Annotated in this window: 14 protein-coding genes and 1 tRNA gene; 7 read left to right on the top strand and 8 right to left on the bottom strand. The window is 70.5% G+C overall.

Annotated features, from left to right (window positions below; translation table 11 throughout):
• The first annotated feature begins 50 nt into the window (after window positions 1-50).
• The 5 genes from ACFZBB_RS11765 to ACFZBB_RS11745 all read left to right on the top strand — a co-directional run bounded on the left by ACFZBB_RS11765 (window position 51) and on the right by ACFZBB_RS11745 (window position 3569).
• A complete protein-coding gene (locus ACFZBB_RS11765; RefSeq protein WP_391120311.1) occupies window positions 51-743 on the top strand; it encodes a haloacid dehalogenase-like hydrolase in 693 nt (230 codons plus the stop codon).
• Between the two features lie 108 nt (window positions 744-851).
• Entirely contained in the window at window positions 852-1757 is a 906-nt protein-coding gene (locus ACFZBB_RS11760) for a radical SAM protein (RefSeq protein WP_391120309.1), read from the top strand.
• On the top strand, window positions 1750-2388 hold the full coding sequence (locus ACFZBB_RS11755) for a hypothetical protein (RefSeq protein WP_391120307.1): 639 nt from the start codon (window positions 1750-1752) through the stop codon (window positions 2386-2388). Before ACFZBB_RS11760 ends, ACFZBB_RS11755 begins: the two co-directional genes overlap by 8 nt.
• Window positions 2306-2974, top strand: coding sequence for an SAM-dependent methyltransferase (locus tag ACFZBB_RS11750; RefSeq protein ID WP_391120305.1), 669 nt, complete (start codon window positions 2306-2308; stop codon window positions 2972-2974). The genes ACFZBB_RS11755 and ACFZBB_RS11750 overlap by 83 nt, the downstream gene beginning before the upstream one ends.
• 7 nt (window positions 2975-2981) lie before the next feature.
• Window positions 2982-3569 carry a CYTH domain-containing protein gene (locus ACFZBB_RS11745; RefSeq protein ID WP_391120303.1) on the top strand — a complete coding sequence of 196 codons (588 nt, stop codon included), beginning with the start codon at window positions 2982-2984 and terminating at the stop codon, window positions 3567-3569.
• A gap of 520 nt (window positions 3570-4089) precedes the next feature.
• On the opposite strand, the gene ACFZBB_RS11740 is transcribed toward ACFZBB_RS11745, so the two are convergent.
• The 4 genes from ACFZBB_RS11740 to ACFZBB_RS11725 all read right to left on the bottom strand — a co-directional run bounded on the left by ACFZBB_RS11740 (window position 4090) and on the right by ACFZBB_RS11725 (window position 9134).
• Window positions 4090-5871, bottom strand: coding sequence for a relaxase/mobilization nuclease domain-containing protein (locus ACFZBB_RS11740; protein WP_391120301.1), 1782 nt, complete (start codon window positions 5869-5871; stop codon window positions 4090-4092).
• A complete protein-coding gene (locus tag ACFZBB_RS11735; RefSeq protein WP_391120298.1) occupies window positions 5871-6404 on the bottom strand; it encodes a plasmid mobilization relaxosome protein MobC in 534 nt (177 codons plus the stop codon). The genes ACFZBB_RS11740 and ACFZBB_RS11735 overlap by 1 nt, the downstream gene beginning before the upstream one ends.
• Window positions 6405-7030: 626 nt before the next feature.
• On the bottom strand, window positions 7031-8311 hold the full coding sequence (locus ACFZBB_RS11730) for a DUF3631 domain-containing protein (protein ID WP_391120296.1): 1281 nt from the start codon (window positions 8309-8311) through the stop codon (window positions 7031-7033).
• A 589-nt stretch (window positions 8312-8900) separates the two neighbouring features.
• Complete coding sequence (locus ACFZBB_RS11725) at window positions 8901-9134, bottom strand: hypothetical protein (protein ID WP_391120294.1); 234 nt, start codon at window positions 9132-9134, stop codon at window positions 8901-8903.
• 186 nt (window positions 9135-9320) lie between these two features.
• On the opposite strand from ACFZBB_RS11725, the gene ACFZBB_RS11720 reads away from it, so the two are divergent.
• Together ACFZBB_RS11720 and ACFZBB_RS11715 are read left to right on the top strand one after the other, a co-directional pair.
• Window positions 9321-9926 carry a helix-turn-helix domain-containing protein gene (locus ACFZBB_RS11720; RefSeq protein WP_391121059.1) on the top strand — a complete coding sequence of 202 codons (606 nt, stop codon included), beginning with the start codon at window positions 9321-9323 and terminating at the stop codon, window positions 9924-9926.
• Window positions 9923-11515: a tyrosine-type recombinase/integrase gene (locus ACFZBB_RS11715; RefSeq protein ID WP_391120292.1), complete on the top strand. Its 1593-nt coding sequence runs from the start codon at window positions 9923-9925 to the stop codon at window positions 11513-11515. The genes ACFZBB_RS11720 and ACFZBB_RS11715 overlap by 4 nt, the downstream gene beginning before the upstream one ends.
• 129 nt (window positions 11516-11644) lie before the next feature.
• Here ACFZBB_RS11715 and ACFZBB_RS11710 read toward each other — a convergent pair.
• The 4 genes from ACFZBB_RS11710 to ACFZBB_RS11695 all read right to left on the bottom strand — a co-directional run bounded on the left by ACFZBB_RS11710 (window position 11645) and on the right by ACFZBB_RS11695 (window position 16215).
• Window positions 11645-11718, bottom strand: a tRNA-Thr gene (locus ACFZBB_RS11710).
• A 107-nt stretch (window positions 11719-11825) separates the two neighbouring features.
• Window positions 11826-13391: an alpha/beta fold hydrolase gene (locus ACFZBB_RS11705; RefSeq protein WP_391120290.1), complete on the bottom strand. Its 1566-nt coding sequence runs from the start codon at window positions 13389-13391 to the stop codon at window positions 11826-11828.
• A gap of 77 nt (window positions 13392-13468) precedes the next feature.
• Window positions 13469-14554: a hypothetical protein gene (locus ACFZBB_RS11700; protein ID WP_391120288.1), complete on the bottom strand. Its 1086-nt coding sequence runs from the start codon at window positions 14552-14554 to the stop codon at window positions 13469-13471.
• Between the two features lie 449 nt (window positions 14555-15003).
• The gene (locus tag ACFZBB_RS11695) at window positions 15004-16215 is read right to left on the bottom strand and encodes a DNA polymerase III subunit delta' (protein ID WP_391120286.1); all 1212 of its coding nucleotides are present in this window, start codon (window positions 16213-16215) and stop codon (window positions 15004-15006) included.
• Window positions 16216-16314: the final 99 nt, after the last annotated feature.

Raw genomic sequence — 16314 nt, 5'->3', positions numbered from 1 at the left:
TTGGACGTCGGCAGAATCGGCCGTTCCCGCGTGGCGCCTACGCTGGCCGTATGGCGCTCATCGTCCTGTGGGACATCGACCACACGCTGATCGACAACGCCGGTGTGAGCAAGGAGATTTACGCCGCCGCGTACGAGGCGGTGACGGGAAGCCGTCCGGTCGCGGCGGCCGTCACCGAGGGGCGTACGGACCGCCTGATCATGCGGGACATGTTCGCCCGGAACGGTGTCGCCGAGCCTGCGTGGACGGATGTCGAAGCCGCGCTCGTCCAGGCGGGAGCGGAACGGCTTGGGGCGCTGCAAGCTCGCGGGACGGCGCTGCCAGGAGTGCAGGACGTACTCAAGGCCGCTGCCGCACAACCTGATTGGGTCTCCTCCGTGCTGACCGGCAACATCGCCGCTAACGCCCGCGTGAAGCTCTCGGCCTTCGGCCTGGATGTGCTCCTGGATCTGCCTGTTGGGGCGTACGGCGCCGATGCCGAGGAACGGCCGCACTTGGTGGACGTCGCCCGCCGCCGCATGCAGCGCGACCGCGGCCTGTCCGCCGGGAGTCCCGTCGTCCTGGTCGGCGACACGCCCCGGGACGTCGAGGCCGCCCTGACCTCGGGTGCGCACATCATCGCCGTGGCCACCGGCGTCGATAGCCCCGTCGCACTCGAAACCGCCGGCGCCCCCGTCGTCCTGCCCAACCTGTCGGACACCGACCGCGTCCTTCACCTCCTGGAGGACATCGCGCGGACCTGAAAACGTCCCAGGACGTCCTCGGCGCGTCCCTTTACGCGGTGACGCGGTCCCGTGCAGCCCGGCCACGATCAGGGCCTCAACCCAGGCACCACGCCCAGGGAGGTCACCATGATCACGGAGATCACCGGCATCAAGACGATCCGGATGCTCTACCTGCAACTGCTCTACCGCTGCAACTTCGCCTGCCAGCACTGCTTCCACGGCGAACGCCTCCAGCACGCCGACGCGTTCACGCTCGAAGAAGCCATCACGCTGATGCGGCTGATGCACAAGGAGTACGGCACCGAGGCCGTCAACCTCCTCGGCGGCGAGCCCTTCGTCTACAAGGACCTGCCCGAGGTCGTCCGTTACGCCAAGCAGGAACTGGGCCTGCACGTGGAGATCTGCACCAACGGCTACCGCATCGAACGCCGCCTCACCGAGATCGCCCCCTACCTGGACCTGCTGCGGATCTCGCTGGAAGGCAACGGCGCCACCAACGACGCCATCCGCAAGTTCGGCAGCTACCAGGGAGCCCTGTCCGCGCTGGCCCACGCCCGCGACCTCGGCATCCCCACCGGCGCCACCATGACCGTCAACGCCCGCAACATCGACGAAGTCCTCCCGCTCGCCCGCACCCTCCAGGACTACGGCGCCCGGCAGTTGAAGCTCCACCACCTGCGGCCGGTCGGCAACGCCGCCCACCACCCCGAACTCCTCATCACCGGCACCGCCGCGTACGGCCGCCTGCGCGATCAGCTCCGTACCGCCGACGACCTCATGATCGAGGTCATCGTGGACGAGGACCTGTCGGAGGAGGGAGCCCCTGGCATCTGCGACCCCGTGACGGGAGCCCTTGCGATTCCCCGGATCGAGGCCGACCCGCGCGGAGCACTCACGATGTCGTGCAAGGCAGTCGGTAAGGACGCGCACGCCTTCTGGTACGACAAGGAGGCCGGGCACGTCGTCCACCGGCCCTCCGCCACCGACGAGATCGCCCTCGCCGTGCCCGGCGTGGTCTACGCCCGTGCCTGACCGGCCGCTCTTCGAGAGCCTCGAAGGGTTACGCGGCACCGGGAAGTCCACCGTCGCGCCTTTGTTCGCTGCGGCCCGCGGTGCCGTCCTGGTCCCCACCGTGCCCGCGCTCTACAATTCGCTGCGCCGGGAGATCGACGCTCGGGACAACGTTGAGGCCCGGATGGCGTTCTACCTCTCCGCGCTGTTCACCGCCACCGACGACATCCGCGCGCACCTGTCCGCCGGCACCCCGGTCGTCGTGGACAGCTACTTCGCCCGCTGCCTGTCCAACCACCGCGCCTTCGGCTCCCGCCTCGACATCACCCTGCCGCCGGACCTGCCGGAGCCGATCACGTACGGCCTCGTGTGCGACGAGAACGAGCGCCGACGCAGGCTCGCCGCCCGCCACAAACCGTCCTCACGCTGGGACGGGCTCGCCGAAGAGGTCGCCGAGCAGATCACCCACGCCTACGCCCCCTTTCCGATGCATCGCGTAAACACCACGGGCCGCACGCCCGAACAGGTCGTCCGCGCCATCCTCGACGTCACTTCCCAAGGAGCCAGCGGTGCAGACCCTGAGCCGGTGGGAGCACGCCCTCACCTTCTTCCCCCAGTTCCGCGCAGCCCTGTCGGAACATGGTGGCCCTGACGCCACCGTGCTGGTCATCGGTGCGAGCGACGGCAGGCTGGTCCTGCCGCTGGCGGCAGCCGGCCACCGTGTCACGGCGATCGAACGAGACCCGGTAGCCCTTCAGGGTGGACTCGTCCGCCTGCCCGACGGCACCGATGCCCACGCGGCCGGGCTGATCGAGCGGCTTCAGCAGGAAGGACTGGCCGACCGCGTGGACATCGTGGAAGGGGACTTCCTCGACGCCGGCCTGCCCGCCGACGCGCAGTACGACGCCGTCTGGACGAGCTGTTCCTGGCATTACAGTGCCAACCACCACCGGCCCCTGGCCGACTTCGTCACCCGCATGCAAGACCTCGTGCGCGTCCACGGCCTGTTCGGAGCCGAGTTCATGATGCCCGTCTCGGCCCGGCAGCACCTGAGCGAGCACTACACGTCCCCCGAGAAGCTCAGCCCGCTCTTCTCCGACGGATGGAACATTCAACTGACCCTGCGGTCCGGCCAGTACGTCGAAGGGCCGCACATTGGCCAGCCCCACCCGCACACCCACCGCATGGGCCTGCTCCTGGCCACCCGCACCTCCCCCGTGACCTCCGAAAGGGCATGAAGCGATCATGAAGAACGAGTACGAAGCGAAGTTCCTCGCCGTCGACGTCGCCGGGCTCCAAGCCAAGCTCGCGGCCCTTGGCGCGGTACAGGCGTTCCCCCGCACCCTGCTCACCCGGAAGATCTTCGAGAGTGACGTCCTTGACGGCTCCCAGTGGGTCCGCCTCCGCAACGAGGGCACCCGCACCACCCTCACTCTCAAGCAGGTCACCGACGCCACGTCCATCCACGGGACGACCGAGATCGAGACCGAGGTCAGCGACCTCCACGCCATGGCCGAGATCCTCACCAACCTCGGCCTGCACGAGGTCCGTTACCAAGAGAACTTCCGCGAGGAATGGCAGCTCGGCGACGTCGCCTACGACTTCGACACCTGGCCCGACCTCCCCACCTTCCTGGAGGTCGAAGGACCCGACGAACCCTCCGTCCGCGACGCCGCAGCCCGCCTCGGCCTCGACTATTCGGAGGCCCGGTTCGGCAGCGTCGACGCCATCTACAAGAGCGAGGCCGGCCGCGACATCCTCGCCGAACCAACCCTCCTCTTCTCCGACGCCTGCAAGAGCGCGGAGCCCGCGACGGCCTCGCAACGTCCGTGATGCCCGGAGCGCAGCCATGCTGACGGAACTCTCCCTCCAGCATCGCGTCATCCCCGGGATCGCCGCCTTCGCCCGCGGCGGCCTCCCGGAGCCAGCGACGACGGACGACGGGAACAACTGGACCGACGGCTACTGCTGGCTGTTCTGTGGCCAGCAGTGGACCCGTGTCCTGTGGATCGGTCCGGCCAACGTCGCCGGAGCCCAGGCACCGATGTACGCATGCGGGCCTTGCATCAACGAACTCCAGGAACGAGTCTGGCAAGCGATCCTTCTCGCCGATGGTCCAGCACTGTCCGAATCAGTCCCACTGCCGGAGCCGGGACAGTCGCCAACAAAGGTCGGTCGCGCGAGGCACCGACGTTGCCGGGCTTGACCCCAGCAGCTGTTCGCCCGGCCTCGGATGAAACAGCTTAGGGTCAGGTTCGCCGAGCAGAGCAGTCCTTCTTGCGGAGGGGTCCACCAACGCGGTGGACCCCTCCGAGCTGCTCCACAAGTGATTGGCCGATGACACGTTGTGGACTCACCGCCTACGGCCTCCGGAGGCCCCTTCGGTCAGACGCGGCGGCCGGGCGCGACGCCGGTACATGTCCCGGTGAGCCTGGGCTGGCTCCAGCCGTGGCACTGCGGGCTTGGGCGGCTTGGGCGCGGCGGTTGGGAGTGGTGGTGATGCGCCAGGTGAGCCTGGGCTGGCTCCAGCCGTGGCACTGCGGGCTTGGGCGGCTTGGGCGCGGCGGTTGGGAGTGGTGGTGATGCGCCAGGTGAGGACTTCGGCGGGTGAGTGGGCGGTGTCGAGTTCTCGTTCGGCGGCTGCCTCCCGAAGGAGGGTCGGGAGGTGGTGGCCGGCTGTTTCGGCTTGGGCGAGGGTGGTGGCCAGGGCAGGCCAGGCGGGGTCGGTCAGGATGCGGTCGGCGTGGTCGGGGATGGCCTGGCGGACGGTGGTTTTGAAGCGCTGGGCGGTCTGGGGGCGCGGGGCGCGGCGGGTGAGGTCGGCCAGGACGGGGGCTGCGGCCTGCTGGTAGCCGGCGCGGAGGTGGAGGACGGTCTGCTGGGCTGCGGCGGCTTGTTGTTCGTAGCCGCGTTGTTCGTACCAGCGTGCGGCGGCTGCGGCGGTGTGGATGAGGGCGAACAGGACCGCTACGGCGAAGCCGCCGGCGTCCGATGAGGCGTAGATGAGGTCCTTGGCGGCGTCGCGCAGGGCGGTGGCCTTCTGATGGTCGGCGCGGATCGCGGAGCGTCGGGCCCGGTTGAAGGCGGTTGCGGCGGCCTTCAGTTCGGCCCGGCTCGCCGGTGGTGCGGTCAGGGCGGCGGTGTGCAGAAGGGTGCTGAGGGCCGCGAGCTGGGCCTGGGCTGCGGCGTCGTCGTCGGTGCCATCCAGGACGGTGGTCGTCTCGCGCAGGGCGTTGTCCGCTTGCCGCCAGAGGTCCTGGGACGGCGGCCGTTTCGCCGGGCCGGGGACGGGGTGGGTCAGAGTCTCGCGGATTCGGACGATGGACAGGTCGGGGGCGAGCTTGGAGCCGCTGAAGTAGATCGGTTCACCAGCGGTGTTGGTGTCGCCGGGGGCGGCGAGGCTGTAGCCGGTGACCTCACCGGTCTGCGTCCCCAGGCGCTTCTTGACCTGGATCCCGAGCGTGCCCAGGACGTCGAAGTACTCCTCCTCGGTCCGGACCGCGGCGAGAACGCCGTATGCCTGGTCGCGCAGCCACTCGCGGCTGGTGACGGTCTTGCCCATGCGTTCGGCCTTGGCCTGCTCGGCGCTGGTGGGGGTCTTGGGCGCGGTCAGGTCGCCGGACTTGAGCTGCCGGAGCCCGTACTCCTTCTCGATCTCCCGGCATTCCTTCTGTGCGCGCCAGCCGTCGCGGTTGGTGCGGGCGCGGCGGCCGTCGGCGCGTACCGAGACCGCAGCGATGTGGATGTGATCGTCGGCGTGGCGGACGGCGATCCACCGGCAGGCCATGTCGTCGCCGTCGGGTGCGATGCCGGTGGCCGCGACGATCCGGCGGGCGACCTGCGCCCATTCGGTGTCGGTGAGGTAGCGGTCGCCGGGCGCGGTGCGTACCGGGCAGTGCCACACGTGCTTGGCCGGCATCTTCCCGGTCTCGTTCGCGCGCAGGCGTGCGTGGAGGTCGAGGCGGTCGGCGAGGCGGGTGATGGTGGCGTTGGGATCGCGACCCGGGTCGGGTGCGCCGGTCATGTCCCAGGCGGCGACGATGTGCGGGTCGGTGTGTTCGTCGCGGCGGCCGGGGCCGAACAGGTAGTACAGCAGTCCGGCGGTGTGGGAGCCGGTGGAGACGTCGGGGACCATCAGGCCGCTTCCTTGCCGACGAAGCCGTCGAGGAGGGTGAAGGCGTCCTCGACGGTTTCTTCCACGCGTCCCAGGACCTGCTCGGCGTGCTCGGGGATGGTGCCGGAGTTGATCGCGTGGGTGATCTGGTTGAGGTTGTTGCCGGTCCGCCTCAGCTGTGCGATCAGCCGTTCCACCGTCTCCACCAGCGGGCGGGCCGGATCGTCCTCCGGGCTGCCCGCGGTGGTCTTGCCGAGGGCGTGGGCGTAGGCGGTATCGCCGACGTAGCCCGCGAAGAACTGACCACGGGCCCGGGCGGCGGCCTCAATGACACGTTCGGCGGTCGGGGTGAAGCGGATACTGCGGGTCTGGCTACGCGTCTCCTTGGTGCGCTTGCGATAGAGCGGCGTGATCAGCGGGGGATCGTCCGGATCACGCCAGGACGGCTCCTCGCCCCGCGAAGAAGAGGGCGTTGGTTGGCCGCAGGACGGGCAGACGCTGCCGGCCGACGGTTGCGGGTCGTCCTGGGTGAGGCCGCGCTCGGCCTCACCCACCCGGTCCGGCGCCCCCTGGCGCCGGGCCTTCTCCGCCCCCGCTGGGGCGGAGGCAAGCGCGGACGAAACCCGAAAGGAGTTTCGACCGCTCCAGCTTGCTCCCACTCGGGATGGGCTTGTGCCGGAGTCCGGGCTGCTGGAGGAGTGGGGGGCACCAGCATGGGGCTCGCTGGGCAGCGACTGGGCTGTGGGCAACGCTTCGATGGATAGGTCGTGATCGTTGGGCAAAAGGTCCTCGGTTCGGATTCTCGTGGTTGGAGGACTACCTGCTAGCCCGCCGGGGCAGCTGGGACGGCGTTCTGCGGCGGAACAAGACCCCTGTTCCGTCACAGGCCAGGGGGCATGTTCCGTGGCGGAACGCAGGGGCCGCGCCCAATCCGCGGTGCATGGGCGCTTCCGTCGGACTAGCCACGGCGTCCAGGTTCAGAAACTGAACGGTGGAGGGGCCGCTGTCGGAGTAGCAGGCTGCGGAAGACCGTCATCAACCCGTCCCACTCGTTGCAGGGCAGGTCACAGCAGGTACGGGTTGCCGTCCTGGTACGGGTCGACCCGTCACGGTCCCGCAACCCGTCCCGCGCTGACCTGCGACGGGACGGGTGATGCGGGTTGATGAGGGTCCGCGTCGGTCAGCGGCGCGGACCCGTACCAGGCACTGGGGAGGCGGGCGGCAGTCCCAAACCCGGCATCCCGCGCTGGGTCACCTGTGACGGAGACGGCCGGGGCCGAACCTCCGGCTCGCTGCGTTCGGCCGCTGCCGGCGGTGCATCCGCATGGGGGTCTGGAGCCTCCGGGGCAACGGGATCAGGCGCAGGGCAGTAGCGGTTCCAGGCGTCAGTGAAGTCCGCCCGCGCGTAGCCGCGGCGCTGGCCGTCGGAGAAGCGGCGGTTGGCGGGGTGGATCTCGTAGTCCGCCAGCAGCATCTGGAGCTTGCGGGCAGTCAGTCCGGCCGGGCCGTGTTCGTGCCAGGGTGCTTCGGGGTCGGCGTTCAGGGTGTCCAGGAGTTCCCCGGTGGCCAGCATCGGCGGGTCGCCGTGGGAGGCGAACGCGGCCCGGATGTCGGCCAGGATGCGGACCTTGGCGCCCCGGTCCTGCTCGTTGCCCTTCTCCCGCTCGGTCATCACCCGGCACGCCGTGCGCGCCCGCTGCGGCCACGCACCTCCTGCCAGGTCGGCGACCGCAACCAGCGGCTCCCAGGTATCCGCCGCCCGGTCCCGCACCGGCATCGCCGGGACCAGGTCCGCCGCCTCCTCGAGTCGGGTCACCAGCCATTCCGCCAGCCGGTCCCGCACCTCCTGGAGGAACGGGATGTCGGTACGGGTACGGAAATCATCGACGTGCTCGCTCTCCAGGCGCTTGCGCATCCGGATGATGACCGCCCGGTCCATGATCGTGTCCGGCAGGTCACCGATCCCCGCGATCGCCGCCATCGCGAACGTCGGGAACTTCACCGGCTTGTGCTCAGCCCCCGCCACTCGCGTGGTCGGGCGGTTACGCTGGTGGCCGGCGTTGAGCAGACCGCGCATCTCCTCGTTCTTCTCCGCCACCTTGGCGCTGCCGAAGATGGTGTCGGCCTCGTCCACCAACAGGGTCGGCGGCTTCTCGGTGATCGACCGGAAGATCGCCGACGGACTCGAGTTCACCGTGATGAACGGGTTATGGACCGTCTCCAGGAGTACGTCCAGCAGACGCGACTTCCCGCACGCCTTCGTCGGCGCCACGATCGCCAGACGCGGCGCGTGCTGCCACGCCGACTGCAGATGCGTCGCCGCGATCCACAACGTGATCGCGTCCAACGCCTCCGGACTCGGCGGGACCACGTATCGGGCTACGGCGAAACGGAGTTCGTCCAGCAACCCCGCTCCCTCGCCAACAGCGTGGTCCGCGGTAGGGCGGTCCGGTCCCCGCATCTGGTCCGCTGGTCCGCGGTGTGGTCCCGTAGTTTCGCCGGGCTGGTCCGCAGCAGCCGCAATGTCCGAACCGGCTGGTCCGCCGATGTCGTCGCCCCTGGTCCGTTGACCCGAACTTCCGGTCAACGGTACGGATGCCAGACCACCGTGGTCCGCTGCGTCTGAGGCCGTGACCTGCGAGGACCATGGTTGATCCCCCTCGCGGTCCCCGCTCGTCGTTGGTCCGGCCACCGGCCGTTCGCTGCCGGTCCGGTCCCCGGCCTGCGGACCTACCGTCCGGTCCCCCGCCGGACCAACCGCCCTGTGAGCGGACCAGCCATCGCCGGAACTGCGGCCCAGCACCTCAGTGGTCCGCTGCTCCGCGGACCGATCGGGGACCGGACTGTTCGCCTCAGCCAGTGGTCCGCTGGTGACCCGGCCTGGCTCACCCGGTACTGCGACGGGCGGCCGGGACTGGTGTGGGGATGCGCCTTCGGCGCCTGGGGTCATACGGGGCATGCATCACTCCTCGAAGGGTGGATCCAGGCTGGAACGCCCTTCCCACCGGGGTTGGTCGTTGGGGGCATCGCAGGGGGTGAAGGAACAGCGCTCACGCCGCCAGGCCAAGCAGCGCCTGCAGTTCGGCGGTCACTACTCGGTAGGAGTTGCCCAGCCGCAGCACCCGGCACGGGTACTCGCCCCGCTTAGCCAGCTCGTATCCCTTGCTGCGACCCAGACCCAGCGCTCGGTTCGCCGTCTCCAGGTCGACCGCCGCCGGCAGCGCCAGCAGCTCGGCCCGGCTCATTCCCCGCGTCATCGGACGGGCCGTCTCGGCCACACCCATGCACAACTCCGTTCGTTGCTGAAGCTTTCGGCGAACACCGCGTGGTGCTCGATCTCCCGGCTTCAGAAACAATCCTGACGAAGCTATTGTGTCTCTGTGACACAACTTGATCCCGACGATGGAACAGCACACGACAGCTACGAAGACGAGGAGGACTACGACGTACCGGAATGGACCGACCAAGTCATGGCGACCGTCGCGACCGAGGTCCGACGGCGGAGAAAAGAGCGAGGCATGAGCGCGCAGGAACTGGCGGACGCCTGTGCCGAGATCGGCCACCCGATCCCCCGCAACGTCATCGCCAACATGGAATCCAGGCGCCGCTCGATCCTCCCGCTCGTCGATGTCATCGTGCTCGCCGAGGCACTCGGCACGCACCCCGCGCTCCTGATCTACCCCTTGGGGCATGTCAGGCAAGTTCAGCGACTGCCCCTACAACACCCAACTCCCACCTGGGACGCCATGAGCTGGTTCGCCGGGGAGTCCGACTCGGGCCTGGACGCTGCCCTCGTCAAAGCGTTCCGCGCGAAGGGCCGCCAGGAAATCATCGCCTTCAACGCCTGGAACGACATGCGGTCCCATCACGACGACGCGAGGAGAGCAACAGACCCGGCAAGACGCGAGGAAGCCGAGCGGAACGCGGACCAAGCCATCAAGCGCCTCAAAACAGCAGCAGCCCACGTGCGAACCGCACGCTCGCAGATCCAGCGCATCCTCGGCCCAACAGTGAGCCTGCCACCCGATGTCGAAGCGCTCACCGCCGATATCCCCGACGGAAAGGACAGCATTTGAAGGGCTCCACCCACCGCCGCTGCTACTGCCGCGACGCCAAAACGGGCAAGCCCCTGGGCAAGAACTGCCCCAAGCTCACGACCTGGAAGCACGGCTCCTACTCCATACGCCAGGAACTCCCGCCGCGCGAAGACGGCACCCGCCGCTCCTTCAGCCGCGCCGGCTACGACACCCTCAAGGCAGCCCAGGCAGATCTCGACCACGTCCGCGCCCTCCTCGGCCTGGCGGAGTCGGACGACCCCGAAGGCATCGGGCTGATCTCGGCCATGCTGACGGAGGTCAGCGAAGAGAAGGCCCCGCTCCCCGACATCGAGGAGACGAGGCGGCGGCTGAAGTCCGGGCAGGACCTCATCGGCCGGATCACCGTCGGCGAATGGCTGGACCAGTGGCTCGCCGCCAAGCGGATACGGAAGTCGGGCATCAGCCGGTACGAGACCGATGTCCGCGTGCACCTCAAGCCCCGTATCGGGCACCACCGGCTCGACCGGCTCCGCGTCAGCCACCTCGGCGACATGTTCACTGCGATCGTGGACGCCAACGCCGAGATCCTGGAGCAGAACGCCCAGCGGAAGGCAGCGGTCGCGGAGCTGGCCACCGTCCCTTGGAAGGGCATTGAGCACCGTGCGCGCCGCAGGACCCTCAAGGCGGCCATCGACGCCATGCCGCCGATCCGGCGCGTGACCGGCCCGGCGACCCGACTGCACATCAAGGCCACCCTGCGGGCCGCGCTCAACGACGCGATTGGGCAGCAGATCATCACGTTCAACCCGGCCGCCCACGTCGAGATCGACCCAGTACGCAAGCCGAAGGCCCTGGTGTGGACGGACGAGCGGGTCACCAAGTGGCGGCAGGTGGGCGAGAAGCCCTCCCCCGTCATGGTCTGGACACCCCAGCAGACCGGCACGTTCCTCGACTTCGTCGCCGAGGACCAGCTGTACGCGATGTGGCACCTGATCGCCTTTCGCGGCCTGCGGCGAGGCGAGGCGTGCGGTCAGCCCTGGTCGGAGACCAACCTCGACGCCAACTCCCTCACCGTCTCCGCCCAGCTCGTCCAGGACGGCTGGCAGGTCGAGACCTCGGAGCCCAAGACCGACAGCGGGTTCCGCGTCATCGCGCTCGACAACGACACCGTGGAGGTGTTGAAGCGGCATCGCGAACGGCAGGAGGCCGACCGGGAGCAGTGGGCTTCAGCCTGGGCGGAGACCGGGCTCGTCTTCACCCAGGAAGACGGCTCCTGGCTGCACCCCGGCAAGGTGACCGACCTGTTCGAGCGGCTCGTCGTCGCCTCCGGCCTGCCGCCGATCCGGCTGCACGACCTCCGCCACGGCGCCGCCACCCTCATGCTCGCCGCCGGCGTCGACGTGAAGGTCGTCTCCGACACCCTCGGGCACAGCGACACCCGGATCACGCGGGACATCTACCAGAGCGTCCTCCCCCAGGTCGGCAGAAGCGCCGCCGAAGCCACCGCCAAGCTCGTCCCCCTCCAGCGCAAGGCCGAGACGGAGCAGGCGCGGAAGGCCGCGAAGAAGACGAAGGAGTCCCAGGCCAGGGCCAAGAAGAAGGCCAAGCGGAAGAAGCCCAAAACCTAGATCCAAAACCCCTCCGCTCACGCATCGCTCACGCAAGCCGTCCACCGCCGTCCGAGCGGCCGGGCACGGTGTGGGGGAGAAAAGGCAAAAGCCCCAGGTCACGGCGAGTGAGTCCTGGGGCTTTCGCGGAGCCGCCTTCGGGATTCGAACCCGAGACCTACGCATTACGAGTGCGTTGCTCTGGCCAACTGAGCTAAGGCGGCGCGCTGCGCCTTGATGCCAAGGGTGGCAGGCGCAGCGGCGCCAAGTCTACAGGGTTCCGGGGGGTGGTTCGGACCGTTGGGGGATCAAGGGGGGTGCAGGTCAGGGGTTAGGTGCACTTCTGGTCTTTGGGGGGGACGGTGTCGTCGAGGAGGTAGGCGTTGACGGCGGTGTCGATGCAGTCGGAGCCGCGGGCGTAGGCGGTGTGGCCGTCGCCGTCGTAGGTGAGGAGGTGGCCGGAGGAGAGCTGGGAGGCGAGGGAGACGGCCCAGGCGTACGGGGTGGCGGGGTCGCGGATGGTGCCGACGACGAGGATCGGGGCGGCGCCCTTGGCCTCGATGCGCTGGGCGTGGCCGGTGGACGGCAGGGGCCAGTAGCCGCAGATGAGGGAGGACCAGGCCAGGGTCGTACCGAAGTGCGGGGAGGCGGCGCGGAAGGAGGGAAGGGCGCGTTCGACGTCGGCCGGGGAGGACAGGGCCGGGGGCAGGTCGAGGCAGTTGACGGCGGCGTTGGCGTACATCAGATTGCTGTACTTGCCCTTGTCGTCGCGCTCGTAGTAGCTGTCGGAGAGCTTGAGCAGCGGGCCGCCGTCGTCCTTGAGGGCGCTGGCCAGGGCGCCGCGCAGGGTCGGCCAGGCGCCCTCGTCGTACATCGCGGCGATGACGCCGGTGGTGCCGAGGGCCTCGGTGAGCGGGCGGCTGGTGCCGGTGGAGAGCGGGTGGCTGTCCAGGGAGGCGAAGAACGCGTCGAGGTGCTTGCCCGCGTCGTCGGTGGACGTCGTGCCGAGCGGGCAGTCGGAGCGCTTGACGCAGTCCGCCGCGAACGCCTTGAAGGCGACCTCGAAGCCGCCGGCCTGGGCGCGGCTGCTCTCCAGCGCGCCGACGGAGGGGTCCATGGCGCCGTCGAGCACGAGACGGCCGACGCGCTGCGGGAAGAGCCCGGCGTAGGTGGCGCCGAGGAAGGTGCCGTACGACTTTCCGACGTACGTCAGTTTCTGGTCGCCGAGCAGCGCGCGCAGGATGTCCATGTCGCGGGCGGACTCGACGGTCGAGACGTGGCCGAGGATCTTGGCGGAACGCTTCTCGCAGCCGTTGGCGAAGCCGCGGTCGGCGGTGACGAGTTTGTTGACCTCGGCGTTGTCGTCGGGCGTGGTGTCGACGGCCGTGAACGCGTCCATCTGCGGGTCGCTGAGGCATTCGACGGGCTCGCTGCGGGCGACGCCGCGCGGGTCGACGGCGGCCATGTCGTACCGCGAGGTGACCGCGGTCGGGTAGCCGAGGGCCGCGTACTGGAGGTAGTCGATCGCCGAGCCGCCGGGGCCGCCGGGGTTGACCAGCAGCGAGCCGAGCCGTTTGCCGGGGCCTGTCGCCTTCTTGCGGGCGACGGCGAGCTTGAGGTCGTCGGCGGTGACGGGGTGCGCGTAGTCCAGCGGGACCTTCATGGTCGAGCACTGGAAGCCGGGGACGCCGCAGTCGTGCCACGACAGCTTCTGTCCGTAGTACGGCGCCAGGTCCGCGGGGCTCTCGGACGGCAGCGGTTTGAGCGAGGTGGTGGCGGGGACCGGCGACGACGCCGCGGCCTTGTGCCCGCCCCCCTCTGAGGTGCATGCGGACAGCAGCAGTCCGGTCACCGCGATCACGGTGGCCGGGATGCGGAGCAGGCGCTTGGAGTGCATCGGCGGCTCGGATCCTCCCGTCGGGTGCTTGCGAGCGTATCGGCCGGGGGGCGGGGACAGACGCTCAAGCTGTCCCCTTACGGGTGATACGCACGATTATGAGCGTCTGAGGGGGTGGGGGTGGGCGCCGCCCCGGTCGCGGCGTGGGCTTCCGGTACGGCTGTCGCGGCACCGGCCTTCGATACGGCCGAGGTGCCGCGCGCCTCCGGTACCGCCGAGGCGGCTTTACGGCTCGGCCCCTCCAGCTTCTCCGTCAGATACCCCGCGACCAGCGCGTACATCTCGCGCCGCATCCGTACGCCGTCGATGATCCGCACCTGGTCGCCGCGCGGGCGCAGGGCGGCGCGCAGGCGCAACGCCGAGGCGCGTGGGGCCAGTTCGCCGGTGGTGGCGGCCAGCAGCAGGGCCGGGTGCGGGCCCGCGGCCGGGGCGAGCGGCGGATACGTACCGGAGATCCCGGCGGCGGCGCGGTACCGGCCCGGGTGGGTCAGCGCCTCGTGCACCGCGCAGGGCGCCTGCGCGCCGAGGCCGATCACGGCGTGCGCGCCGCTCGCGGGCAGCGCGCGGAAGTGGCGGGCGGCCTCAGCCAGGACGGCGACCGGGTCCTGGCCGCAGTCGCGCGGCATGACCAGCAGGAACGGATTGGCCAGGCCGCGCTTGGCCTGTACGGCGAAGCCCTCGAAGAGGTCGGGCGCGCCGGTGGCGGGCAGGTGCGCGAGGACGACGGGGTACGCGAGGCTCGCCGCGCCCGTCGACTCGTAACGCGGCGGCAGCCAGACGCGGATGCCGTCGCGCAGTTCCATCAGGGTGCCGCCCGCCGGGTGGCCGACCGTACGCATCTCGGGCGCCGGCGGGGCGGGGGCGGGGGTACGGCTGGGGGCGGGCGGCACGGTGGCCGTGGCCTCGGCCGACTCCCCGGCGGGGGCCCGGTCGGCGCGGCCGGTGTCGCGGGAGTCGCTGAGCAGCGGCACGGCGAGCGACAGGGCGGTGAGCGCCGCGACCCCGGCCGCCCCCGCGCGCAGGGCGGTGCCGAGGCGGTCGGCGGGGAGTTCGTACGGCCGCCCGGCGCGCTCTGACCACCAGTGCCGCAGGGCGCGGTGGGCCAGCAGTACGGCGGCGGCGGTCGCCGCGAGCAGCAGGACGGACAGGACGACGTCGGCCACGGCGGAACCCCTCGGGTGCGGGTGCGCTCCCGCTGGGACGGTGCGGCCGGGTACGGGGGTGGCCCTTGGGCCGGGGCCTTGGGTCGGGCCCTTGGGCCGGGTCGGGTCCTCGGGTCGGTCCTCGGGGCGGGATGACCCCTGGGGCAGTTGGTGATTCCGTACGGCGGCGGAAGCGCGGGAACGCTGTCTGCACCTTGCAACGGCTGCGGGCCGTGGGGTGGGAGACGTTACGGGGGCGGGGGCGGGATCACCCGGACGGACCAAGGGGGTGCCCTTCCGGAGGACGAACCCCCGGCCGCCGGGGCGCCCTTCCGGAGGACGAACCCCCGGCCGCCGGGGCGCCCTTCCGGAGGACGAACCCCCGGCCGCCGGGGTGCCCTTCCGGAGGACGAACCCCCGGCCGCCGGGGTGCCCTTCCGGAGGACGAACCCCCGGCCGCGGCTCGGCCCTCAGCCCGCTCGTAGCGCCAGGGTCATGGCCTCCACCGCGAGCAGCGGGGCGACGTTACGGTCCAGGGCGTCGCGGCAGGCGAGCACGGCCTCGATCCTGCGCAGGCTGTTCTCCGGCCGGGACGACGACGCGATCTGCTCGATGCCCTCGCGGACCTCGGTGTTCGCGATGCCGACCGCCGAGCCGAGCTGCAACGACAGCACGTCGCGGTAGAAACCGGCGAGGTCGGTGAGCGCGAGGTCGAGCGTGTCGCGCTGCGTACGCGTCGAACGCCGCTTCTGCCGGTCCGCCAACTCCTTCATCGCGCCCGCCGTGCCGCGCGGCATCCGGCTGCCCGCGCCCGCCGCCGCGCCGAGGGCCGCCCGCATCTCCTCGGTCTCCTTGCCGTCGACCTCCTCCGCGACCGCCTTCGCGTCCTCCTGCGCCGCGTCCACCAACTCCTGCGCCGCGCGCAGGCACCCGCCGATGTCCGCGACCCGCAGCGGTACGCGCAGCACCGCGGCGCGGCGGGACCGTGCCGACTCGTCCGTCGCCAGCCGCCTCGCACGCCCGATGTGGCCCTGGGTCGCCCGCGCGACCCGCTCCGCCAGCGCCGGGTCGATGCCGTCGCGCCGCATCAGTACGTCCGCGACCGCCTCGGCCGAGGGCGTACGCAGGCTCAGCAGCCTGCACCGCGAACGGATCGTCGGCAGCGCGTCCTCCACCGACGGCGCGCACAGCAGCCACACCGTGCGGGGGGCGGGCTCCTCGACGGCCTTCAGCAGTACGTTGCCCGCGCCTTCCGTCAGGCGGTCCGCGTCCTCCATGACGATGACCTGCCAGCGGCCTCCGGCCGGGGACAGCGCGGCGCGCCGCACCAGGTCACGGGTCTCTTTGACGCCGATGGAGAGGAGGTCCGTGCGGACGAATTCCACGTCGGCGTGGGTGCCGACGGCTGTGGTGTGGCAGCCGTCGCAGAAGCCGCAGCCGGGGGCGGCGCCGAGGGCTCGGTCGGGGCTGACGCATTGGAGCGCGGCGGCGAAGGCTCTGGCGGCGGTGGATCGGCCAGAGCCGGGGGGGCCGGTGAACAGCCAGGCGTGCGTCATTCTCGACGCCTCGGGTTGTGGACGGCCTTCTTCGTGGGCCGTCACCAAGGCGTTTGCGTCTGCCGCCGCCGCTGTCAGCTCCGCGACTACGCGCTGCTGGCCGACGACGTCGTCCCACACCGTCATGTCGACCTCCCTTCGCCTTGTCCCCGTCGTTTCCCCGAGGACCATTCTGCGTCACCCCACTGACAGGGGTGGTCGCCTTCGCGGTGCCTGGGCCTTCCC

Origin of the sequence: Streptomyces sp. NPDC008139, assembly GCF_042957025.1 — a bacterium.
Classification (GTDB): Bacteria; Actinomycetota; Actinomycetes; order Streptomycetales; family Streptomycetaceae; genus Actinacidiphila.
This window is presented reverse-complemented; position numbering and strand designations above follow the sequence as displayed.